Source organism: Ruegeria sp. CDSA236 (assembly GCF_059611285.1).
The window spans coordinates 95812-119082 of record NZ_JBXWPG010000005.1; the positions used below are offsets into that span (position 1 = coordinate 95812).

The 23271-nt window shown below is 58.6% G+C and carries 21 protein-coding genes; 10 read left to right on the forward strand and 11 right to left on the reverse strand.

Annotation, left to right across the window (positions count from 1 at the left end; genetic code table 11):
• Nucleotide 1: 1 nt before the first annotated feature.
• From AC2FLB_RS09940 to AC2FLB_RS09950, 3 genes are all read right to left on the reverse strand, one after another.
• A complete protein-coding gene (locus tag AC2FLB_RS09940; RefSeq protein ID WP_496709177.1) occupies nt 2-1330 on the reverse strand; it encodes an NAD(P)/FAD-dependent oxidoreductase in 1329 nt (442 codons plus the stop codon).
• A 154-nt stretch (nt 1331-1484) separates the two neighbouring features.
• Nucleotides 1485-1736 carry a hypothetical protein gene (locus tag AC2FLB_RS09945; protein ID WP_142635612.1) on the reverse strand — a complete coding sequence of 84 codons (252 nt, stop codon included), beginning with the start codon at nt 1734-1736 and terminating at the stop codon, nt 1485-1487.
• A 288-nt stretch (nt 1737-2024) separates the two neighbouring features.
• A complete protein-coding gene (locus tag AC2FLB_RS09950) occupies nt 2025-3683 on the reverse strand; it encodes an NAD+ synthase (RefSeq protein WP_496709178.1) in 1659 nt (552 codons plus the stop codon).
• Between the two features lie 146 nt (nt 3684-3829).
• On the opposite strand from AC2FLB_RS09950, the gene AC2FLB_RS09955 reads away from it, so the two are divergent.
• On the forward strand, nt 3830-5299 hold the full coding sequence (locus tag AC2FLB_RS09955) for an MORN repeat-containing protein (protein ID WP_142635608.1): 1470 nt from the start codon (nt 3830-3832) through the stop codon (nt 5297-5299).
• Between the two features lie 6 nt (nt 5300-5305).
• Here AC2FLB_RS09955 and AC2FLB_RS09960 read toward each other — a convergent pair whose 3' ends face one another.
• Nucleotides 5306-5971 (reverse strand): SDR family NAD(P)-dependent oxidoreductase, encoded by a 666-nt coding sequence (locus AC2FLB_RS09960; RefSeq protein ID WP_496691762.1) that lies wholly within the window; start codon nt 5969-5971, stop codon nt 5306-5308.
• A 283-nt stretch (nt 5972-6254) separates the two neighbouring features.
• Between AC2FLB_RS09960 and AC2FLB_RS09965 the strand changes: the two genes are divergently transcribed.
• Nucleotides 6255-7826 carry a 2-isopropylmalate synthase gene (locus AC2FLB_RS09965; protein ID WP_142635603.1) on the forward strand — a complete coding sequence of 524 codons (1572 nt, stop codon included), beginning with the start codon at nt 6255-6257 and terminating at the stop codon, nt 7824-7826.
• Nucleotides 7827-8007: 181 nt separating this feature from the next.
• Here AC2FLB_RS09965 and rlmJ read toward each other — a convergent pair whose 3' ends face one another.
• Nucleotides 8008-8793, reverse strand: coding sequence for a 23S rRNA (adenine(2030)-N(6))-methyltransferase RlmJ (gene rlmJ, locus AC2FLB_RS09970; RefSeq protein ID WP_496700847.1), 786 nt, complete (start codon nt 8791-8793; stop codon nt 8008-8010).
• A 154-nt stretch (nt 8794-8947) separates the two neighbouring features.
• Here rlmJ and AC2FLB_RS09975 point away from each other — a divergent pair, with 154 nt between their 5' ends.
• From AC2FLB_RS09975 to AC2FLB_RS10000, 6 genes are read left to right on the forward strand one after another with little or no spacing between them, the layout of a single operon-like run.
• Nucleotides 8948-9994 carry a rod shape-determining protein gene (locus tag AC2FLB_RS09975; protein ID WP_142635599.1) on the forward strand — a complete coding sequence of 349 codons (1047 nt, stop codon included), beginning with the start codon at nt 8948-8950 and terminating at the stop codon, nt 9992-9994.
• A 55-nt stretch (nt 9995-10049) separates the two neighbouring features.
• Nucleotides 10050-10952 carry a rod shape-determining protein MreC gene (gene mreC / locus AC2FLB_RS09980; RefSeq protein WP_281972515.1) on the forward strand — a complete coding sequence of 301 codons (903 nt, stop codon included), beginning with the start codon at nt 10050-10052 and terminating at the stop codon, nt 10950-10952.
• Nucleotides 10945-11478 carry a rod shape-determining protein MreD gene (locus tag AC2FLB_RS09985; protein ID WP_142635595.1) on the forward strand — a complete coding sequence of 178 codons (534 nt, stop codon included), beginning with the start codon at nt 10945-10947 and terminating at the stop codon, nt 11476-11478. The genes mreC and AC2FLB_RS09985 overlap by 8 nt, the downstream gene beginning before the upstream one ends.
• Nucleotides 11478-13427, forward strand: coding sequence for a penicillin-binding protein 2 (mrdA, locus tag AC2FLB_RS09990; protein WP_496688933.1), 1950 nt, complete (start codon nt 11478-11480; stop codon nt 13425-13427). The genes AC2FLB_RS09985 and mrdA overlap by 1 nt, the downstream gene beginning before the upstream one ends.
• The gene (gene rodA, locus AC2FLB_RS09995) at nt 13424-14563 is read left to right on the forward strand and encodes a rod shape-determining protein RodA (RefSeq protein ID WP_271948355.1); all 1140 of its coding nucleotides are present in this window, start codon (nt 13424-13426) and stop codon (nt 14561-14563) included. The genes mrdA and rodA overlap by 4 nt, the downstream gene beginning before the upstream one ends.
• A gap of 15 nt (nt 14564-14578) precedes the next feature.
• Nucleotides 14579-15511, forward strand: a complete 933-nt coding sequence (locus tag AC2FLB_RS10000; RefSeq protein ID WP_496709179.1) for a 2-hydroxyacid dehydrogenase — start codon at nt 14579-14581, stop codon at nt 15509-15511.
• Here the strand turns inward: AC2FLB_RS10000 and AC2FLB_RS10005 are convergent.
• The 6 genes from AC2FLB_RS10005 to AC2FLB_RS10030 all read right to left on the reverse strand — a co-directional run bounded on the left by AC2FLB_RS10005 (nt 15508) and on the right by AC2FLB_RS10030 (nt 22047).
• Nucleotides 15508-17523: a M3 family metallopeptidase gene (locus tag AC2FLB_RS10005; protein ID WP_496709180.1), complete on the reverse strand. Its 2016-nt coding sequence runs from the start codon at nt 17521-17523 to the stop codon at nt 15508-15510. The genes AC2FLB_RS10000 and AC2FLB_RS10005 overlap by 4 nt on opposite strands.
• Before the next feature lie 59 nt (nt 17524-17582).
• Nucleotides 17583-18626 (reverse strand): HesA/MoeB/ThiF family protein, encoded by a 1044-nt coding sequence (locus AC2FLB_RS10010; protein ID WP_496709181.1) that lies wholly within the window; start codon nt 18624-18626, stop codon nt 17583-17585.
• The gene (dut, locus tag AC2FLB_RS10015) at nt 18626-19081 is read right to left on the reverse strand and encodes a dUTP diphosphatase (RefSeq protein WP_496691767.1); all 456 of its coding nucleotides are present in this window, start codon (nt 19079-19081) and stop codon (nt 18626-18628) included. The genes AC2FLB_RS10010 and dut overlap by 1 nt, the downstream gene beginning before the upstream one ends.
• 15 nt (nt 19082-19096) lie before the next feature.
• A complete protein-coding gene (gene coaBC / locus AC2FLB_RS10020) occupies nt 19097-20293 on the reverse strand; it encodes a bifunctional phosphopantothenoylcysteine decarboxylase/phosphopantothenate--cysteine ligase CoaBC (RefSeq protein ID WP_496709182.1) in 1197 nt (398 codons plus the stop codon).
• A 63-nt stretch (nt 20294-20356) separates the two neighbouring features.
• Nucleotides 20357-21172 carry a ChaN family lipoprotein gene (locus AC2FLB_RS10025; protein WP_496691769.1) on the reverse strand — a complete coding sequence of 272 codons (816 nt, stop codon included), beginning with the start codon at nt 21170-21172 and terminating at the stop codon, nt 20357-20359.
• Entirely contained in the window at nt 21169-22047 is an 879-nt protein-coding gene (locus AC2FLB_RS10030; RefSeq protein WP_142635576.1) for an RNA polymerase factor sigma-32, read from the reverse strand. Before AC2FLB_RS10030 ends, AC2FLB_RS10025 begins: the two co-directional genes overlap by 4 nt.
• Nucleotides 22048-22147: 100 nt before the next feature.
• On the opposite strand from AC2FLB_RS10030, the gene cobU reads away from it, so the two are divergent.
• Together cobU and AC2FLB_RS10040 are read left to right on the forward strand one after the other, a co-directional pair.
• Entirely contained in the window at nt 22148-22669 is a 522-nt protein-coding gene (gene cobU / locus AC2FLB_RS10035; protein ID WP_496709183.1) for a bifunctional adenosylcobinamide kinase/adenosylcobinamide-phosphate guanylyltransferase, read from the forward strand.
• Nucleotides 22666-23244 carry a histidine phosphatase family protein gene (locus AC2FLB_RS10040; RefSeq protein WP_496691771.1) on the forward strand — a complete coding sequence of 193 codons (579 nt, stop codon included), beginning with the start codon at nt 22666-22668 and terminating at the stop codon, nt 23242-23244. The genes cobU and AC2FLB_RS10040 overlap by 4 nt, the downstream gene beginning before the upstream one ends.
• Nucleotides 23245-23271 lie beyond the last annotated feature (27 nt).

Genomic DNA, 23271 nt, shown 5'->3' on the forward strand with positions numbered 1-23271 from the left:
TCTAATACCCCGGGTCCGGCCGGATTTTCGACCCGTCCGCAAAGCGGGACAGGCGGAAAACGGCCGGATTAACACAGGGGGCATTGCCCGAGACCAGATCAGCCATCAACCGCCCGGCACCGGGCCCGATTCCGAACCCATGACCCGAGAAACCCGTAGCGATGAACAGGCCGGGCCTGTGGTCCACGTGCGAGATGATCGGGATCGCATCCGGCGTTACATCAATCATCCCTGCCCAGCTTTGAACGATTTCAGCCTGCTTTAGCGCGGGAATGCCAGTGATTGCGCTTTTCCAAGCCCGCCGCAACACCCGGCGCGATGGTTCGGGATCCAGAGTGCGGCAAAGTTCGAACGGTGTCACATCCGTGGGCAACCACCTCCGATCTTGTCGCGCCTCTTCGGCCCACCGCTTCGACACCCGAAACCGCAGAGACCGCCACTCCTGACGAAACGCAGGAAGAAATTGCCACGCCAGACGAAGGCTATCCGGCACGATATCAACGGTGTTTTCGTGCCCGGACGCAATCGTATACCCTCCGTCGTCCCGCTTGCGTATTGCAAAATCGTCCGACCACAAGGCGGCCTCAGGACCGGAAACCGGAGAGGTTCGGAATACGGTGTTCAGCACCTTCAGTTGTGGAAAATCAACTCCGGCATTCCCTGCAAACAAGCGCGACCACGCACCGCCCGCCAGTACGACATTGCCGCAGGCCACGCGACCGCGTTCTGTGAACACACCGACGACACGGTCCGCCTCTGTATCCAGACTGCGCACTGCACAGTTGGTCATCAACAGAGCCCCCCGGTCACGCGCAGCTTCGGCGATTGCGGGTGCAGCCCATTGCGGTTCCGCCCTACCGTCTTGCGGCATAAACAATGCGCAATCCAACCCCGTCCGATGGTCTGGCATTAGTTCCGCCAACAGAGCCCCGGACACCATCCTTGCCCCAGTATTCAACCCCTCCACATGGCGAAGCCAGCGTTCAAGATTGCCCTGTTCCCGCTTGCCAGAGGCGCCGAACAGGATACCTGCCTGTGTGAAACCTGTCTTGCGCCCGGTGCGTTGATCGAGCTGCGCCCAGATACGCTGTGATTCCTGCATCAGCGGGATTTCCCGAGGATCGCGCATACCCAAACGCACCCATCCCCAGTTCCGTGAACTCTGCTCGGAGGCAATTTGTCCCTTTTCGCACAGAAGGACAGACATTCCCCGCTCTGACAGTTCGAGGGCGGTTGATGCCCCAATAATTCCTCCACCAATGACAACAACATCAACGGCTTTTGGCAGCTTTAGATCGGGTTCAACAGCATTAGGCTTGGGGCCAGGCATCAACCGCTCATAATTCATTGCACGGACCGCAATGAAGGCGCGGGATCACGACAGACGCAACAGAAGAAACTTTGCGTCAATGACTATTGCTCAGGCCTGTGACCATTCGGCCAACGTGGCAAGCCAGCGCATCTAATTCAGGATTTTGAAAACTTCAGGCCGCGCCGCACAATTCAGCCAGTTTCTGACGCAAAGAGGTAGCGATACCGCCTTCCGGCACCTCGGCTTCTGTTACCAGAAACTGCGCGCCGGGGCCCACCGTCGTGGATTCCTCTTTGGGCACCTCTTCATTCAACAAATTGGCAATGGCAGCATCTACCTTTGCCTCATCCAGAGACCGACCTTCGGATTGCATAGACCGCCATTTTGGCGGTGAATGAAGCGGTTTATCGTATTCATCGTACATAATGGCACCAAATCGTTAACTCAGACATCCAATTTCGGACGCGTCGCTAAAGACCGAAGGGAAAGCTCATTAACACCTATTTCCCACAATGCGTCGCATCCGCCCCACATGGGGCAACAATCAAGCTAAAATGTGGCAAAAAAAAGACCGGGTATCAAGTGGAGCTCGGATACGCCCAAGAGAATCTAAGCCACTGCACTCAAAAATAAAAACAGTTCCAGAAGCAAGCGGTTATTGCCCATAAAATGGAAACAGTTTTCGCGTCAAAATGGTGATTCCTGTAAGGCGTCAGGTCCTGTCGCGCCAACGATTCACGATAGGATACCTGCGATCCAGCCAGAATGCCCGCTTGGTCAAACGTGTCCCCGGGGCGGACTGAAACCGTTTGTATTCGCTGATATAGACCAAATGTTCGATCCGGCGCGCAACGGCTTCTTCGAACCCGGCGGCCACGCAATCCGCGATCGACCCATCCTGATCAACCAATATATCCAGAATGGCGTCCAGAACCGGATAATCCGGCAGGCTGTCACTGTCCTTCTGGTCTTCGCGCAACTCGGCACTAGGAGGTTTGTCGATGACCGAGGGTCGGATGACCTCACCCTCGGGGCCTTTCATCCAGCCGCGATGATTGGCATTGCGCCAGCGACAGGTCTCGAACACGCGGGTTTTGTACAGGTCTTTGATCGGATTATAACCACCGTTCATATCCCCATAGATCGTGGCATATCCAACGGCGACTTCGGATTTGTTGCCTGTGGTCAGCAGCATCTCGCCGAACTTGTTCGACAGGGCCATCAGCAACAGCCCCCGCAGGCGGGACTGGATGTTTTCTTCGGTCAGATCTTCGTCTCGCCCGGCAAACAATGGGGCAAGCGTATCCGTGATCGCCGCGCGCCCCTGTGCGATAGGGACGAAATCATAGTGAACACCCAACGCCTTAGCCACCGCTTCGGCATCATCCAAAGAATCCTGGCTGGTATATTCCGACGGCAACATCACGCAGCGAACATTTTCAGCGCCAATCGCATCAACCGCTATTGCCGCGACAAGGGCTGAATCAACGCCGCCAGACAGACCCAGAACACCCTTTTTGAACCCGGTTTTGGCCATGTAATCACGCAGAGACTGGACCATCGCGCGATAGTCCTGCTCCCAAGCATCTGGCTGCGGCACAATCTCTTCCGGAATTATGCGCCAACCTGCGTCGCCGCGTTCAAGATCCACATGCGCTATCGCTTCGTCGAACACAGGCATACGGAATGCCAGTTCTCCGCCTGGATTCAACCCGAAGGTCGCCCCGTCAAAGACCTGATCGTCCTGCCCTCCGACCATGTTCAGGTAAATCAGCGGCAATCCGGTCTCAACCACGCGCGCCACCATATGGTTCAGGCGCACATCATATTTGTTTCGGAAATAAGGCGAGCCGTTGGGGATCAGCAGAAACTCGGCTCCTGTCTCCTCCAGCGTCTCGGCAACATCCGGATGCCAGCTGTCCTCGCAGATTGGGCTGCCGATCCGAGAGTTGCCAATCGAATAGGGACCGCCCAGCGGGCCGGAATCATACAGGCGCACTTCGTCAAAGACTGTCTCATTCGGCAGGTGATGTTTCAGCACTTTACTGCTGATCCTGCCGTTCTTGAGGATGAGATAGGCGTTATACAGCCGGTCATCTTCGAACCACGGCCCACCGATCGCAATCGCAGGTCCATCGGCGCAACGTTCCGCAAGCGCCTCAACAGCTTTCATTGCGGCTTTGTAGAACGCGGGCTTGATCACAAGGTCCTGCGTATTATAGCCGGTGATGAACATCTCGGGGAAAGCAACAAGTTGGGCACCAGCCTCGCGCGCCTGCTCCCACGCAGAAAAAGCCTTGGCCGCATTGCCTTCCAAATCCCCGACAATGGGATTGAGTTGCGCCAGAGTGATACGGAAACGGTCGGCCATACTGCCCTCTTGCCCTCGTCTGTCCTATTGCCATTTACCAGATCGCACCGCGAGTGAAAGACCAATAAGGCAAAAGCCGTTGCCCTGCCTGCGTCGGTATCCTAGTTTTGCGCAAAAGCACGATGCTCGCGCAGACAGGACCAAACATGAACGTTTTTCGCACTTCAATCGCCGCAGTTGCATTGACCCTGTCAGCGCTGACCGCCTTCGCGCAGAACGATCAGGTAGTCGTGGCCGATGACGAAGTGGGCGGCGTATACGAAGGCACGTTCCTAAATGGCCTGCGGCACGGAACCGGCACCTACCAGTTGCCAGATGGTTTCGAATACGAAGGCGAATGGATCGAAGGCGAAATTCAGGGTCAGGGTATCGCGCGCTATGCTAACGGGTCGATCTATCAGGGCGCCTTTGCCAACGGTCAACCCGAAGGGTTCGGAACGATCATCTATGCTGATGGTGGCAGCTATGAAGGGGAATGGGCCGATGGCTCGTTCAACGGCCAAGGAGTCGCCGTCTATGCCAACGGAGCGAAATACGAAGGTGGGTTCAAGAATGCCCGGCACCACGGCAAAGGCACTCTGACCGACCCGACCGGAGAGGTGTACGAGGGCGACTGGGTCGACGGGGTCAAGCAGGGCAAAGGCAAGATAACCTCAGCCAAAGGCAACGTGTATGAGGGCGATATCAAAGACGGCAAGCGTCATGGCACAGGTAGCCTGACGCGGCCGGAAGGTATGAGTTATACGGGTGACTGGTCCGAAAATCGCATGACCGGAAAAGGCCGTCTACTGCAAGCCAATGGCGATTTGTATGAAGGCGACTTCTTTGATGGGCGCCGACAAGGCAAGGGCAAGGCAACCTATGCCAGTGGCGCCATTTACGAAGGTGACTATCACGATGATCGCCGCCACGGCAAAGGCCGTTTTTTGGGCACGGACGGGTTTGACTATACTGGTGAATGGAAAGACGGCCAGATTGAGGGCCTCGGAGAGCTGACCTATCCTGACGGTTCGACCTATGTCGGTGATTTCAGTGCAGACCTGCCCCATGGCAAAGGAATGCACACCTATCCTGATGGCCTGATTTACGACGGCGACTGGATCGCCGGCGTCTTCGAGGGTCAGGGCAAGGCCACTTACCCGAACGGCGCCATCTACGATGGGCAGTTCAAGAACGGTCTGAACCACGGCACCGGTGTTCTGACATTTGCAAACGGGTACAAATATGAAGGCGATTGGGTCGACGGTGCGCGCCAGGGCGAGGGCACAGCCAGCTTCCCGGACGGAACGACCTACAAGGGCGATTTCAAAGATGGTCAGCGCCACGGGCAAGGATCGATAACCACACCGCGCGGCTTCACCTATACAGGCGGTTGGGTCGAGGGGAAGATCAGCGGCACCGGAACCGCTACCTATGCGACTGGTGACGTGTACGAAGGTGGGTTTTTGGACAACAAACGCCACGGTGACGGCACGATGCGCTATGCAGACGGCAAAGAAGAAACCGGCGTCTGGGAAAACGGTGTTCTGCCGGGTGAAAACACCAGCGAGCCGCAGGAGAGTGCTCCGGCAGACGACAGCGCGACAACGGCAACCAGCCCTGCCTCTGACGGTTAGCGGGTCTCACCACGGCACAGGTTTTCCAGCCCAGTCGAAGAACCCGCCAGTGTCTGCGGGCACAAGCGCCCTGGCGACGCTCAGCAGGTTACGCGCGGCTTCATCCGATTCAACGGTCGGGTGTCGCCCGACATATTTGCGCGTGAATTCTGTACGCACTGTGCCCGGATGCAGGGCCACACAGATCGCCTGTTTGTGGGTGCGGGCCAGCTCAATCGCGGATGTGCGCACAATCTGATTGGCCGCAGCTTTTGAGGCCCGATAGCTGATCCATCCCCCCAGCTGGTTATCTCCGATTGATCCGACGCGGGCGGACAACACCGCCACGACAGATCGCCTGCCCCGTGGTAGCAGCCGCGCAGCGTGTGACAGCACAAGGGCCGGACCAACCGCATTCAGGGCAAACTGGTCCATCATTGCTTGCGCTGAAATTGATCTGATGGACTTCTCTGGCTGTGCACCATTGATTTCCAAAGCACCCGTCGCAATGAAGATCATGTCAAACGGGCATTGCAATGCTTCCAGAGCCGGGCCGACAGCTTCGACATTCGTGAGGTCGAAACCATCAGCAGAACGCGACAAGGTGGTTACGTCTACGGATTGCATGGTCAACAGCCTTTGCAGCGCGGCACCGATACCACCCGAGGCACCTATGATGAGAGCTTTCTCCATTCCGGATCAACTAGCGGTCTTCATTCGGCAATCAACCGTCACGGTTCGTGCAGGTTTTGACGTCTGCATGAAATTCCTACTTTTCATTCCCCGCATGCGCTGTATAAGCTCAACCCCATGATCAACCGCGCAGATATCCTTGTTGCCGACACCGCCCCCTGCGGTGCGTCTCTGCGTGGCCTACTGATCCTAATCCGCCTCTGAGCGTGCCACCCGGCGCGCCCGCTCAGAGGAGGACGCCCGCGCGCCATAGGCTTTAGGACAGAAGAAGAAAGAGAATCCCATGACCAATGTGACCGACCAAGACCGCGTCTTGATCTTTGACACCACTTTGCGCGACGGCGAGCAGAGCCCCGGCGCGACCATGACCCATGCCGAAAAGCTGGAAATCGCGGAACTGCTGGACGAGATGGGTGTCGACATCATCGAGGCCGGTTTCCCGATCGCATCAGAAGGCGACTTCAAAGCCGTCAGCGAGATTGCCGAGCGATCACAAAACAGCCGCATCTGTGGGTTGGCCCGTGCGAATTTCGCTGATATCGACCGCTGCTGGGAGGCGATCAAACACGCTGGCAAGAACCGCATCCACACTTTCATCGGCACCTCGCCGCTGCACCGTGCCATTCCGAACCTGACCATGGACGAGATGGCCGACAAGATCCACGAAACCGTCAGCCACGCCCGCAACCTGTGCGAAAATGTACAGTGGTCGCCGATGGATGCGACCCGGACCGAGTGGGATTATCTGTGCCGTGTGATCGAGATCGCGATCAAGGCCGGTGCCACAACGATCAACATCCCCGACACTGTCGGTTACACGGCACCTGTCGAATCCGCTGACCTGATCAAGCGCCTGATCGAAACGGTTCCGGGCGCGGATGAGGTGGTGTTTGCCACCCATTGCCACAACGATCTTGGCATGGCGACGGCGAACTCACTGGCGGCTGTCGCTGGTGGTGCGCGTCAAATCGAGTGCACCATCAATGGCCTTGGCGAGCGTGCGGGCAATACTGCGCTGGAAGAAGTTGTGATGGCGCTGCGCACCCGCAATGACATCATGCCGTGGCATACCGGCATCGACACCACCAAGATCATGCATATCTCGCGCCGGGTTGCGACGGTTGCGGGCTTCCCGGTTCAGTTCAACAAAGCCATCGTCGGCAAGAATGCCTTTGCGCATGAAAGCGGAATCCATCAGGACGGCATGCTGAAGAACCGAGAGAATTTCGAGATCATGCGCCCTGAAGATATCGGTCTGTCGGGCACCTCTCTGCCGCTTGGCAAACACTCGGGCCGGGCTGCGTTGCGCGACAAGCTGGAAACGCTCGGCTTTGAGGTCGGTGACAATCAGCTCAAGGACATCTTCGTGCGGTTCAAGGATCTGGCCGACCGCAAGAAAGAGGTTTTTGACGACGACCTGATCGCGTTGATGAGCCAGGATGATGAGGCCGACGATCGCCTGCAGTTGGTTTCGATGAAAGTCACCTGCGGCACCGGCGGTCAGGCGGAATCGACGGTCGAGCTGGAAGTGGATGGCAAGGACATTGTCGCGACCGAACATGGCGACGGTCCAGTCGATGCCACCTTCAAAGCCGTTCGCCGAATCTATCCCAACACCGCCCGCCTGCAACTGTATCAGGTCCATGCTGTGACCGAGGGTACTGATGCGCAGGCAACCGTATCGGTTCGGCTGGAAGAGGACGGCATGATCGCCACCGGTCAGTCAGCGAATACCGATACGGTCGTGGCATCCGCCAAGGCCTATATCCACGCACTGAACCGCCTGATCATGCGCCGTGAAAAGGCCGGGCCAGGTGCAGACACGCGTGAAATCAGCTATAAGGACCTGACCTGACCGCCAGATGAAACTCCCAAGGGCTCCCGCACCCGCGGGTGCCCGGCTACACCGGACGCCCTTGCGGCTTTGGGCCCGGCAGCGCGCATGCGGCGCGCTGCCGGGCCCAACACGTTTGACGGCATCTTTAGATGCTGGCAGATGAGGCGGGAGAACCTTGTGGTCCGAAATCAGACTGGCGTCACAGCCCTTTGAACAGCTCTGACAGACGGTCCATTTCATCTTGGATGCCAAAGGGCGCGTTCAGCAGAAACATCCCTGATCCGACCATTCGGTGACCTTCCCGCGCAGGTGCAAACCGGACTTCATGACGGATCGCCTTGGGAAAACCCTGCGCCTTCAACGCGGCAACCATCGGGGCCTGACGTTGATCGGACAGGATCGGATACCACAGCGCGATGACGCCCACATTCCATTTACGGTGCAGTTTTGAGATCACGCCCGGTAGCCGGTCATAATCCGCCTTCACCTCATAGCTGGGATCAATCAACAGCATCCCGCGCCGCGGCGTTGGTGGCAGCAAAGACTGCGCCAGCTCATACCCGTCCTGTTTGTACTCCTTTGCCCCAAAGGGGGACATGGTCATCGACAATGCCGCGTATTCCTGCGGGTGCAGCTCTGCGAAATGCAGACTGTCCTGATCCCTCAGCAGGTTGGCCGCGATCAGCGGTGAACCGGCATAGCTGTTTTCTCCGTGCCGTTCATGGACCTTGGCCAACGCCAGAGACAAAGGATGATCAGATGGAAACCACCCTTCGCGCTGCGCTCGCTTGATACCTACGGCTGCCTCGCCTGTGCGCACGGCTTCTGCTGCGTCTAGCTGGTACAGGCCACGCCCGGAATGGGTTTCCAGATAGGTTATCGGCTTATCTTTTCGCGTCAGATAGTCCAGCACCCATGCCAAAAGAGCGTGCTTTTGAACATCAGCCAGATTCCCGGCGTGGTAAATGTGTTGATAAGAGAGCATGTTGCCTTCTAAAGTCCCTCTCAATAAGGCGGAAAGGTGCTGAGTTACGCGGAATCAGCCCTTTTACCGGGCGAGATGGCACCCTATAAGACATCCGTCCCGGAACCGTCGAGTCGCGGGCAGTAGAAATTCTGACGAACGGGATCAGTACAACATGGGCATCTTTGGCAATCTGGGCGGCTTGTTCTCAGCGGACATGGCGATCGACCTTGGAACAGCAAATACGCTTGTTTATGTCAAAGGGCGCGGTGTGATCCTGTCGGAACCTTCAGTTGTGGCTTACCACGTCAAGGATGGGGTTAAGAAAGTCCTCGCCGTCGGTGAGGATGCCAAGCTGATGCTGGGCCGAACCCCTGGTTCGATCGAAGCGATCCGCCCCATGCGCGAAGGCGTGATTGCGGATTTCGACACCGCTGAAGAAATGATCAAGCACTTTATTCGTAAGGTGCATAAACGCTCCACATTCTCAAAGCCCAAAATCATTGTCTGCGTCCCCCATGGTGCTACGCCTGTTGAAAAACGGGCCATTCGCCAATCGGTTATGTCCGCAGGCGCTCGCCGGGCGGGCCTGATCGCCGAACCCATCGCTGCGGCTATTGGTGCAGGAATGCCCATCACTGACCCGACCGGCAACATGGTCGTAGATATCGGCGGCGGTACCACCGAGGTTGCCGTTCTGTCGCTGGGTGACATTGTCTATGCCCGTTCGGTCCGCGTTGGCGGAGACCGAATGGATGAGGCGATTATCTCATACTTGCGCCGCCAGCAGAACCTGTTGGTGGGTGAATCCACCGCCGAGCGGATCAAGACCACCATCGGAACCGCCCGTATGCCGGATGACGGGCGCGGCCAGTCGATGCATATCCGTGGCCGCGATCTGTTGAATGGCGTGCCCAAAGAAATCGAGATCAGCCAGGCGCAGGTCGCCGAGGCCCTGTCGGAACCGGTTCAGGCAATCTGCGAAGCCGTTATGACCGCACTTGAAACTACGCCGCCTGATCTGGCCGCAGATATCGTGGACCGCGGCGTCATGCTGACCGGTGGCGGTGCTTTGTTGGGCGATTTGGATCTGGCACTGCGTGAACAGACAGGTCTGGCCGTATCGATTGCTGATGAAAGCCTGAACTGTGTGGCTTTGGGCACCGGCAAGGCACTGGAATACGAAAAACAGCTGCGCCACGCGATTGACTACGAAAGCTAAGGCGCGCACCCTCTAAAGGGTACATTCGGGCGCGAGCAGCACGGGAAGGAGTCCTGTGGCAAAGGACCGATCACAGCGCGATGAATACACCACCCCGCTCCGCCGTCTGCTGCTGGGGATCGTGGTTCTGTGCCTTCTGGGCATCTTTCTGGTCTGGCGCATTGACAGCCCTCGCGTCGAAAGGTTTCGGGCGCAGGTTGTCGACAACGTGGTGCCCTCGATGGATTGGGCGATGGTTCCGGTTACCGCTGCGGTCAATCTGGCACGGGATTTTCAGAGCTATCAACGCCTGAGCGAGCAGAACCAGGAATTGCGCAGCGAGTTGCGTCTGATGCGCGCCTGGAAAGAGGCCGCACTGCAACTTGAGCAGGAAAATGCCCGGCTTCTGGATCTAAACAATGTGCGTCTCGATCCGCGCCTGACCTATATTACCGGGGTCGTCATGGCCGATAGCGGTTCTCCGTTCCGGCAGTCGGTGCTGTTGAACGTGGGCGAGCGTGACGGAATTATGGATGGATGGGCCACCATGGACGGGATTGGCGTTGTCGGTCGTATCTCGGGTGTTGGTCCAGATACCGCACGGGTGATCCTGATGACCGACGCATCCAGCGCGATACCTGCCACGATTCAACCGTCGGGGCAGACCGCTCTGATTGCCGGGGACAACACCGCCGCGCCTGTGGTTGAGTTTCTGGAGAACCGCGAACTGGTACGCCCGGGCGACAGGGTTGTGACCTCGGGGGATGGCGGCGTTTTTCCTGGCGGCCTGCTGATCGGTCAGATTACCGCTGATCCGGGTGGCCGCCTGCGGGTGCGGCTGTCTGCAGATTTTGAACGGCTCAAATTTCTAAGAGTGCTGCGCTATCAGTCTGCGCCACTTATTCAGGACCCCGGAGGAATTGTCGGCCCACGCCAGCCCGAGGCGGCACTGACACCGACGGAGACCGGCGATGGATAGTGCCGCGTCCAATCTGTGGCTCAAACGTGGCCTGTATCTGCTGTTGGCGCTGCTGGTCTTGTTCCTGCACCTGCTGCCACTGGACACGCAGCCGGATCGCTGGCCGTTTCCGGATTTCCTGATTGCGTTGACCTTTGCCTGGGTTCTGCGGCGCCCCGAATACGTGCCAACCCTGCTGGTCGCCCTAATCATGCTGGCAGCCGACCTTCTGTTTCAACGTCCCCCCGGCTTGCTGGCCGCGCTTGTTGTGTTGGGTACTGCCTATCTTCGGTCCGCAACTCCCGGGTTGCGCGACGCGGGCTTTTTGGGCGAATGGACCACCGTTGCCGTCGTGATCACAGCTGTTTTTTTCCTGAATCGCGTCATTCTTGCTATTCTGTCCGTGCAACAAGCGGCATTGGGGATGGTCGTGGTGCAAGTGGTTCTGACAATCGGGATCTACCCATTGATCGTTCTGCTCAGTCAGAACGGTTTTGGTGTGCGTCGTGTCGCACCTTCTGACCCTGGCCTGTCGGGAGGGCGGTAATGAAACAGCGCAAACCTAAGTCACAGGGCCTCGCCTATAAACGTTTGCCACGCCGTGCGCTGATCCTTGGAGGCCTGCAAGCCGCTTTTATCGGGGGTCTGGCTGCCCGGATGCGGTTTATGCAGGTAGATCAGGCTGACGAATACCGCCTGTTGGCCGAGGAAAACCGGATTAACATCCGCCTGATCCCGCCCACACGTGGTCGAATATACGATCGCAATGGGCAGATCATCGGGCAAAACTCTCCGTCCTACCGTATCGTCATGGTGCGCGAAGATGCGGGCGATGTTGAAGCCGTCATCTCCAAGCTTTCTGAACTGATCCCGCTGACCGAGGATGAGGTCGAACGCGCCATGACCGAAATGCGCAGATCGGCCCCGTTCCTGCCGGTCACTCTGGCCGATCAAGTCACGTGGGAAGATATCTCGAAAGTTGCCGTCAACGCCCCCGCCCTGCCCGGTGTCACACCCGAGGTCGGGATGACCCGGCAATATCCCAGATATGAGGATTTCGCGCATATCGTCGGCTATGTCGGACCGGTCAGCGATTACGACCTCAGTCAGATAGAAGATCCGGAACCCGTTCTGCGCATTCCCCGTTTTCAGATCGGCAAGGTCGGGCTTGAGGCCAAACAGGAAATCAGTCTGCGTGGCAAAGCAGGCGCCAAACGCGTCGAAGTGAACGCCACCGGCCGCGTGATGCGTGAACTTGACCGTCAAGAAGGTTTGGCCGGGGCCGATTTGCAACTGTCGGTCGATGCCGATCTTCAACAATACGCTCAGGCCCGTTTGGCTGGTGAAAGCGCCGCAGCAGTGGTGATCGATTGTGAGACCGGTGATATCCGCGCCATCAGTTCCGCACCCAGCTTTGATCCCAACCTTTTTGTGCGCGGAATCTCGGTTGCCGATTACCGGGCTCTGACACAAGACAACTATCGCCCGTTGGCCAACAAGACAGTACAGGGCACCTATCCACCCGGCTCGACCTTTAAGATGATCACTGCCATGGCAGCGCTTGAGGCTGGGGTCATCGGTCCTGGAAACACTGTTTACTGCCCCGGCCACTTGAAAGTCGGCAGTCGCCGGTTCCATTGTTGGAAACGCGGCGGGCATGGTACGGTTGATCTTGGTCTGTCTCTGAAACGCAGCTGCGATGTGTATTATTACGACGTTGCCCTGCGCACAGGCATCGACAATATCTCCGACATGGCTCGTATCTTTGGGCTGGGCGTGAAACACGATATCCCGATGTCCGCAGTGGCTGCAGGGCTTGCCCCCAATCAGGCTTGGAAAGAGCGTGTCCACGGCGAAGAATGGCTGGTAGGTGACACTGCCAATGCCTCAATCGGTCAGGGCTTTATGCTGGCCTCACCGCTGCAACTAGCCGTCATGACAGCCCGGATTGCAACTGGGCGTGCGGTCTCGCCACGCCTTGTGCGTTCGGTCAATGGGGTTGAACAACCCTCGGGCGCGGGGGAACCGCTCGCGGTCAATCGGACTAATCTGGAATATGTCCGCAAGGCAATGTTTTCGGTCTCGAACGACCGGCGCGGCACGGCTTATCGCAGCCGTATCATCTCGGATGAGTTCCGTATGGCGGGCAAGACCGGCACCAGCCAAGTCCGCAATATCACCAAGGCAGAACGTGCGGCTGGCGTTATCCGCAACGAAGACCTGCCGTGGGAACGCCGTGACCACGCGCTGTTCGTCAGCTTTGCCCCCTATGACAACCCGAAATACGCCGTAGCCGTCGTGGTGGAACATGGCGGCGGGGGGTCGAAGGCCGCGGCACCGGTTGCACGGGATATCATGCTGCAGGCGCTGTACAACGGTACGCCACCACTCGAAGCCTATCCGGCCGCCGATCGTGAGCGTATCAAGGAACAGCAAAAACGGCTGGAGGGCGACCGCCGCCCCAAAGCGCGTCCGCCCCAGAAGGACCGCGCATGAGCTATCTTGAATATGCCGTCAAATCCACGCCATCGGGGTTCCGCAAGTTCCTGTATATGAACTGGCCCCTGACCCTGCTGCTGATCAGCGTGGCCAGCGCAGGGTTCCTGATGCTGTACTCGGTGGCGGGTGGATCATGGACCCCTTGGGCCGAACCTCAGATGGAACGCTTTGGGTTGGGCTTGATCGCGATGTTCATTGTGGCACTGGTCCCGATCTGGTTCTGGCGAAATATGTCGGTTCTGGCTTATCTGGCCGCGATCGCTCTACTTGTGGTGGTCGAGTTGTTCGGAACGGTTGGCATGGGCGCGCAACGCTGGATCGACCTGGGGTTCATGCGCCTGCAGCCATCAGAGGTGATGAAAGTAGCACTGGTGATGGTGCTTGCGGCCTATTACGACTGGCTCCCATCGCATAAAACGTCACGCCCCCTTTGGGTTCTGATCCCTGTCATCCTGATCCTGATCCCCACCTTCATGGTGTTGCGCCAGCCGGATCTCGGCACCTCGATCCTGCTGCTGGCGGCGGGGGGAGGCCTGATGTTTCTGGCCGGCGTTCACTGGGCCTATTTCGCTGCGGTTATCGCCGCGGGTGTCGGTCTGATCGCCACGGTCTTCAACAGCCGCGGAACCGAGTGGCAGTTGCTCAAGGATTACCAGTTCCGCCGCATCGACACCTTCCTTGATCCCTCCACCGATCCGCTGGGCGCGGGGTATCACATCACCCAATCCAAGATCGCGCTGGGGTCCGGAGGCTGGAACGGGCGCGGGTTCATGCAGGGCACACAATCGCGCCTGAACTTCCTGCCCGAGAAACACACAGATTTCATCTTTACGACGCTGGCCGAAGAATTCGGATTTGTCGGCGGCATCACCCTGCTGGTTCTCTATGGGCTGATCCTGATCTTTTGCCTGGTTACGGCCCTGACAACCAAGGACAGGTTCTCCTCTTTGGTCACGCTGGGTATCGCACTGAACTTCTTCCTATTCTTTGCCGTGAACATGTCGATGGTCATGGGCTTGGCCCCAGTCGTAGGAGTTCCCCTGCCGATGGTCAGCTATGGCGGTTCGGCCATGCTGGTTTTGATGGCAGCTTTCGGCATCGTCCAAAGTGCCCATATTCACCGCCCCCGCTGATCCGAAAGGCCCGTTATGACTGCAAACATCCTGTTCTCGGCACGCCCCGAACTATGGCCCGTGTATCAACCCTTGATGACACAGTACCTGACTAATGCCGGGGTCGCGTTTCAGCTAGGCACCACGTTTGAACCAGATCAGGTGGATTACGTCGTCTATGCGCCCAATAGCGGCTTACGGGATTTTGCACCTTACACCCGCCTCAAGGCCGTGCTCAGCCTATGGGCTGGGATCGAAAGCATCGTCGAGAATGACACTCTGACTGTGCCGCTGGCGCGAATGGTGGACCACGGGTTGACGCAGGGGATGACCGAATGGGTCGTCGGTCACGTGCTGCGCTATCATCTGGGTATGGACCGACACATCACGGTTCAGGATGGGGTTTGGGCCCCAGATCCACCACCGCTGGCCTCGGACAGAACCGTCTGCATCCTGGGCCTTGGCGCATTGGGAGAGGCCGCAGCCCTCGCGCTGTCTGTACTGAATTTCAACGTTACCGGCTGGAGCCGCTCGGCCAAGGCCATCCCCGGAGTCACCTGCTTTCACGGTGAGGATGGGTTGCGTGCGGCACTGACACAGGCCGAGATCGCGGTTCTATTGCTGCCCGATACACCTGCCACGGAAAACACACTGAACGGCGAAACCCTGTCCCTGATGCCCAAGGGTGCGCATATCATCAACCCGGGCCGAGGGCCGCTGATCGACGATCAAGCCTTGCTGGCAGCTCTGGATACGGGCCAGATCGGTCACGCAACGCTGGATGTTTTCCGGGTCGAGCCGCTGCCTGCGAGCCACCCGTATTGGACGCATCCAAACGTCACGGTGACGCCTCACGTTGCCTCTGAAACCCGCCCCGTTACATCGGCGCAGGTGATCTGTGAAAATATTCGCAGAGGTGAGGCGGGCGAGCCTTTCCTGCACCTCGTTGACCGCGAATTGGGATATTAGGCTGCGATAAGGCCGCGCCCCTTCAGCAGGGCCTCAACCCCCGGCAAACGACCGCGGAAGGCCAGATACAGGTCTTCGGCTTCGCGGGAACCGCCAGTGGACAGGATATTTTCCTCCAGCGCTTTTGCGCGTTCGGAATCAAAGGCGCCCCCCGCCTCTTCGAACGCGGCGAAGGCGTCTGCATCCATGACCTCGGACCACATATAGCTGTAATAGCCTGCGCTATAGCCGTCACCGGCAAACACATGCGCAAAATGCGGCGTGGCATGGCGCATCCGGATTGCCGCGGGCATTCCCAGATCCGCCAGAACTTCTGCCTGTCTCGCCATCGGATCGTCGGGCACAGCGCCCTCATGAAAGGCCAGATCAACCAGCGCCGAGGCCACATATTCTACAGTCTGGAACCCCTGATCGAAATTGGCGGCCTTGAGCACTTTCTTTAGCATCTCCTGCGGCATCGGCGCGCCGGTTTCGGCATGAGTGGCGAATTCGGCCAGAACCTCTGGGACTTTAAGCCAGTGTTCGTATAGCTGGCTGGGAAGCTCGACAAAGTCGCGCGCAACGGAAGTGCCCGAGATGCTTTCATAGGTCACATTCGACAGCATCTGATGCAACGCATGGCCAAATTCATGGAACAAGGTCCGCGCATCGTCATATGACAACAGCGCCGGATCGCCTTTGGCAAAATTACAAACGTTGATCACGACCGGAGCCTGCACCTTGGGAAACTTGGCCTGCCCGCGCATCGCACTGCACCAAGCGCCTGACCGTTTGGAGCCGCGTGCAAAGTAATCCCCGATGAACACCGCGATATGCTGCCCGTTCCGAGTCACGTCCCAGGCCCGGCAGTCCGGATGGTACAACGGCACATCCAGCTGCTTGAACTCCAACCCGAACAGGCGATTTGCGCAGGCAAAAGAGGCCTCGATCATCCGATCCAGCTGTAGATACGGTTTCAGCGCCGCCTCATCCAGATCGTGTTCCGCCTTGCGGCGTTTTTCTGCATAGTAGCGCCAGTCCCATGCCTCCAGAGGGCCATTCACTCCATCATTCTGCATCATCTGCGTCAGGATTTCAGCATCAGCATTGGCACGCGTCTTTGCAGGCTCCCAAACCTGCATCAGCAGATCACGGACGCGGTCGGGCGTGCGGGCCATTTCGGTTTCCAGTTTGAAATCGGCAAAACTTTCATAGCCCAGCAACTTTGCACGTTCCTGACGCAACTGCAGAATTTCGGCGGCAATTTCCCGGTTGTCAGTCTCGCCGCCATTTGCCCCCCGGGCAGTCCATGCACGATAGGCTTTCTGGCGCAAATCCCGGCGCGGTGAAAACTGCAGAAACGGTACGATCAGTGACCGGGACAGGGTGACAACCGGTCCTTTTGCACCCTTTTCCTCACCCGCTGCCCGGGCAGAATTGACCACAAAATCAGGAAGCCCCTGTAGGTCATCTTCGGACAATTCCATGAACCAATCGCGCTCATCGGCAAGAAGGTTCTGGGTGAAGGACGTCCCCAGCGAGGCAAGCCGCGCTTTGATCTCTTGCATCCGCGTGTCTTCGTTTCCCTCAAGCGCCGCACCAGCGCGCACAAACCCGCGATGCGACAGCATCAGAACGCGTGCCTGCTCATCCGTCAGGCCCAGTTCATCCTTGCGCACCCACAGATCGGCAACCCGCTGAAACAACGCCTTGTTGGACGAAATCCCCGAGAAATGCGCGGCCAGCTTGGGTGAAAATTCGCGCTGCAACTCCTCACGCAAGGGATTGCTGTCTGCGCCCGCGACCGTGAAGAATACCGACAGAACCTTGTCCATCATCTCTCCTGCAGCTTCCAGCGCTTCGACCGTGTTGGCAAAAGTCGGGGCCTCCGGGTTAGAGGCAATCGCGCCAATCTCAGCGTTATGGGCCTGCATGGCCGCGTCCAGGGCCGGGGCGAAATCCGTGTCGGATATCGTGTCGAACGGTGCAATTTCGAACGCGCTGGTCCAGGCGGACAGAATCGGGTTGGTCATTGAAGTCTCCTTTGTCCCCTACCTAAGAACGACGGCGCGTTCGATCCAGAGCAGGGGGGTTATCCTTTGCCACAAACGGGGCAATCTGCACGGCGAGGCAGTGTAATCTTGCGGCTTTCGCCATAGAGAGCGTCGTAAATCAGCATCTCACCCCTCAGTGCCAGACCCGCCCCGGTGATCACCTTGATCGCCTCAACAGCCATCATCGAACCGACGACGCCAGGCAAGGGGCCGATCACCCCAGCCTCGGCGCAGGACGGGGCCAGACCTGGAGTCGGAGCCTCGGGGAAAATGCACTGATAACAAGGCGCATCGTTGGCCGGGTCGAAAACGCTGAGCTGGCCTTCCCATTGCGACAGAGCCCCCGAAATCAGCGGCTTGCCCAACGCGACCGCCGTGCGATTGGCCAAATAGCGCGTGTCGAAATTATCAGTTCCGTCCAGGATGACGTCAAAATCGGAAAATAGCTCGGTGGCGACCTCTTCGGTCAGTCGGCGGTGATAGGGCAGAACAACCACATTCGGGTTTTGCGCCAGCATGGCCTGCTGGGCCGAAAAAACCTTGGGCATGCCGATATCCGCATCCTGGTGGATCACCTGACGCTGAAGATTGGCGTTCTCAACCTCATCATCATCAATCACCCCGATCGTGCCGACCCCGGCCGCAGCCAGATACTGCAAAGCGGGCGCCCCAAGCCCCCCGGCGCCGATCACAAGCACGCGGGTCTGCTTCATCTTTTTCTGCCCTGGCCCACCAATTTCGCGCAACACGATATGGCGGGCATAGCGGTCAAGCTCGGTCTCGGAGAATTTGTCTGAGGGCATGGCTGGCTCCTTGTTCGAGGCCGGCGCCGCGCGTTTTCGCAGCGCTTTCAGTCCCCTTCCATAGATCAGAACCAGAACCCCCGTACCAATCAAAATCAACCAGGTCGCAGCAGAACCACCCGTGGCCTGACGCAGGGGGTTGCCAAGGGGCAAAACCAGCTGTGCCGAGATTACCCCCAGCAACAACACCCCAACCGAAATCATCCGTGCATTGCGTGACACGCCAGCCAGATAGCCGAGCCCCCAAAGTGCTGCGGCGATGATCAGGACAAGTAACATCAGCCGCGCCCGGTCGAACCGAACCCGCCTGCACCGCGGTCAGTATCGCTGAGTGTATCCGTGGCCTCGAATGACGCCTGCACCACCGGGGCGACGACCAGTTGGGCGATACGTTCCCCATGGGTGATTTCAAAGCTCTCCTGCCCAGCGTTCAACAGGATCACCCCCAGAGGGCCGCGATAGTCGCTGTCGATCGTACCCGGCGTATTGGGCAGCGTGATCCCGTATTTCAGCGCAAGGCCCGAGCGGGGCCGGACCTGCACCTCATACCCATTTGGGATTTCAATCCGCAGTCCGGTGGGAACCAGAGCCCGCTGACCGGGCAGCAACGTGATCGGTGTCTTGCCCGGGAAGTTTGCACGCACATCCGCGCCTGCCGCTCCGGTGGTTTCATAAGATGGCAAGGGCACCGAAGGGTCGGCCCCGTCCTCACGGATCACACGAATTGCTACCATCGGATATCCTCTTGTCTAACCGGCCAACGCGTCGGAAATCTTGCGTGCCAGTTTTTCGGCCACTGCGTCTTTGCCCATGCGTGGCCATTCCTCGGCCCCATCGTCGGAAATCAGGATCACCGCGTTTTCGGCCCCTCCCATGATCCCGGTCGCAGGGCTGACATCATTGGCAACGATCCAGTCGCACTCTTTGCGCTCGCGTTTGGCGGTCGCATGTTCGATCACGTTGTCGGTTTCCGCAGCAAAGCCAACAACTAGCGCGGGGCGTCCATCGTCCAGCTTGGCGACCCGCTTCAGAATGTCCGGGTTTTCAGCAAAATCCAGCGCCGGAAGACCGTCGCGCGTCTTTTTCAGCTTGCGGTCCGACGCGCTGGCCACCCGCCAATCCGCCACGGCTGCGGCAAATACCCCGGCATCGACAGGCAATGCTGCATCCACCGCGTCTGACATCTGCTGGGCTGTTTCAACCCGCACAACCTCGACCCCATCGGGTGCGGGAACCTCAGCAGGTCCGGTCACAAACACAACCTCTGCACCCAACGCAGACAGAGCACGTGCAATCGCTGTGCCCTGCGCCCCGGATGAGCGGTTCGCGATATAGCGCACCGGGTCAATCGGCTCGTGCGTGGGACCCGAGGTCACAAGAATGCGTTTACCGCTGAGGGGTCCGCTGCCCAGCCACGCCTCAATCGCGGCGACAATCTCAAGCGGTTCCGACATGCGGCCCGGCCCAAATTCGCCACAGGCCATGTCGCCTTCGTTCGGCCCGACAAACCGAATGCTGTCCGCCTGCAACTGTTCAAAATTACGACGCGTCGCCGGGTGATCCCACATACGGACATTCATCGCAGGCGCACACAGAACCGGTGTGTCAGTCGCCATCAATAGGGTCGAGGCCAGATCATTCGCCAACCCACCTGCCATTTTGCCCATTAAATCCGCAGTCGCCGGAGCGACCACGACAAGATCGGCGGAACGGGACAGCTGGATATGCCCCATCTCGGCCTCATCGGTCAGATCGAACAGATCGCGATAGGCTTTCTCACCGGCCAGCGCGGCGACAGACAGAGGGGTCACGAATTCTTCGGCCGCGCGGGTCAGGACCGGGGTCACAGCGGCGCCGCGTTCCTTCAGTCGCCGGATCAGATCCAGCGACTTATAGGCAGCGATACCGCCACCGATGATCAGCAGAATCCGTTTCGATGCCAGCATGTTGTGCCCTTCCCGTCTCGGTCGGCCCCGACATTAGGCAAGCGCGCCCAACAGTTCCAGCGGTTAATTCTGCGGCTGAAAGGCCAGGCAGGGGTCTTCTCGGTCAGCGGTCGGGCTGTCGATGACCGCATCATACTCGCCTTGGATGCTGCCGTCTTCGGACTGACCCAGGACATAGACCTTAAGACCCGGACGCAGGCGCGACAGGAATGTCGGAATACCGCGATCCTTTCGGGCATGGCCATTTCCGGTGATTACCGCAACCGGGCCACCAGTTTCGTCAACGGCACGCAATATGGCCCGTGCCAGCACCGCATCGCGCAACCTTTGGATCGCAACCAGCTGCGGCAGAGCGCTTTCCGGCAGCGCATCGCAATGCGCCGCCATCTGGTCAGCCTCGCGCGCCGCCTGTTCCGCCTTTGACAGAGGAACGGTCAACCCAAACCGCGCTGCGTCAGCGCCCAGCGCAGTTGCAGCGCCACGTTCCATCGCTGTACGCGCTGCCTTACGCGGGACCATTGCGCCATAGACCGGCGCATCCGTGGCCTGAAAGATCGGGTAATACAGGCTGAGAGGGGGCCAGCCGGATTCCGCCCAACGCAGGATGCGTGACAGTTCTTCGGGATCGGACGCCGCTTTTTGCGCCAGGCGCTGCGCGCCTTCCTCGGTGACCATTTCCCAGACCACGGCGGAGGGGTCGATCAATGTAATCGCCCGTTCCTGAACCAGATGATGGCGGGGATTGTCATGGGTTTCGCCCAGCAAAACAACGTCTGCCATTCGCATCGCTGCCGCAACATCGTCAGGGATCAGGTCATCGGCATGACCGGACCCAGCCATAACCATCAGCGTACACATCAGAATCGCAATCTGTTTCATGCGATGAAGTGTTGCACCTCGCGCGATTGAGCTTCAAGGTTCTTACGCATTTTTACAAAAGCCGCGGCTTCAAGCTGACGCACCCTCTCTTTCGACAGGCCCAGTTCCTGACCCAGGCTTTCCAGTGTGCGCACCGGTTCACGCAGCTTGCGTTCGCGCACGATGAAGCGCTCTCGGTCGTTGAGGGCCTGCATCGCCATCACCAACCATTCGCGCAACTGTTCGGTGTCGTGCTTGTTTTCAACGGTTTCAGCGGCCTGTTCCCGGTCATCCTCTAACGCGTCGATCCATTCGCGCCCGTCTTCATCCGTGGATTGCACAGCGTTCAACGAGAAATCCGACCCTGCCAGCCGGCCTTGCATCATCTCAACGTCGCGCAACGGAACACCAATCTCGGCTGCTATCATCTGGTGCAACTGGTGACGGTCCAGCGCCATCCCATCAGTGGCCGCTTCGCGTTCAAGCCGGGCCTGGACGCGACGCATGTTGAAAAACAGGGATTTCTGGGCAGAGGTGGACCCGGTCCGAACCATTGACCAGTTTCGCATTACATAGTCCTGGATACTCGCCTTGATCCACCAGACGGCATAGGTCGAGAACCGAACCCCGCGATCCGGGTCAAATTTGTCAGCGGCCTTCATCAGACCCAATCCGGCCTCTTGGATCAGATCGTTCATCGGCGCGCCATAACGTTTGAACTTGGCCGCCATCGAAATTGCCAGTCGCATATAGGCGGTGATTAACCGGTGCAGCGCCTTTTCATCGCGCTGGTCGCGCCAGGCATAGGCCAGCTTCAACTCGGTTTCTGCATCCAGTAACTCGGCCTTCATCGCCCTGCGCGACATCGAGAAATCATTTGCGCTGTCCAGTGCCATGGAAATCTCCCTTTTTCGCTGGCGCGGCCCGGGCTTGCCTTGCCGACCCATGGTCGATACGCAGAACAACACCAGGTGGATCACTTAAAAGGTAATGATCGTGGGTTCGGATTTAACCTTTGTGCTGGGCGGAGCAGCCTCAGGAAAGTCGGCATTCGCCGAGCAACTTGTTGTTTTATCAGGGAAAAGCCGCGTTTATCTGGCCACATCACAAGTGTTTGATGATGAGATGCGCGATAAGGTTAAGCGCCATGTTTCACAGCGCGGCAGCGGTTGGGACACGATCGAGGCCCCCCTGGACCTTGGCGCAACGCTGGCCGAGCTGACCCCGGATCAGATCTGTCTGATAGATTGTGCTACCATGTGGCTAACCAATCACCTGCTGGCGGAACACGACCTGCAGCAGGCCCAGACAGCACTGCTTGATGCGTTACGAGACTGTCCTGCCCCGGTCGTCATCGTCTCGAACGAGGTTGGCCACGGGATCGTCCCGGGCAACGCCCTGTCTCGCCAATTCCGCGAGGCGCAAGGCCGCCTGAACATCGCGCTCGCCGCGCAGGCAGATCTGGTGGTTCAGGTCACCGTCGGGCTTCCTGTGGTGTTGAAAGGGCAACTGCCATGACGCGCCTGCATCTGGTCAGGCACGGTCCAACCCATGCCAAAACCATGGTCGGCTGGTCCGATCTGCCTGCTGATCTAAGCGACCACGCCGCCATTGGTCGGCTACAAAGCTACCTGCCGGCCAACGGGTTGTTGATCTCATCCGACCTGTGCCGTGCCGCTGACACGGCTTCGGCGGTACAGGGCACCCGACACCGCCTGCCCCACCACCCCGACCTGCGAGAGATCAATTTTGGCAGTTGGGAATTGCGGGGCTTCGAGGAAATCGAGGCCGAAGACCCCGAATTAACCTTCGCCTACTGGGACAATCCCGGTGAAGTTCGCCCGCCAAACGGCGAAAGCTGGAATGAAGTCCGAGCCCGCGTCAACGCGGTTATTGACAGGTTGATTGGCGATCACACCGGCCAGGACCTGATCATTGTTGCCCATTTCGGCGTCATCCTGACACAGGTCCAGCGTGCCATGGATGTGGACGCGCAAGAGGCTTTCGGCCACCGGATCGACAATCTTTCCGTGACGGAGATCACCCATCACGGCGACCGTTGGTCGGTCGGTCGGATCAATCACTGCCCGTGATCAGGCCGCGCACAAATCTCTGTTTTA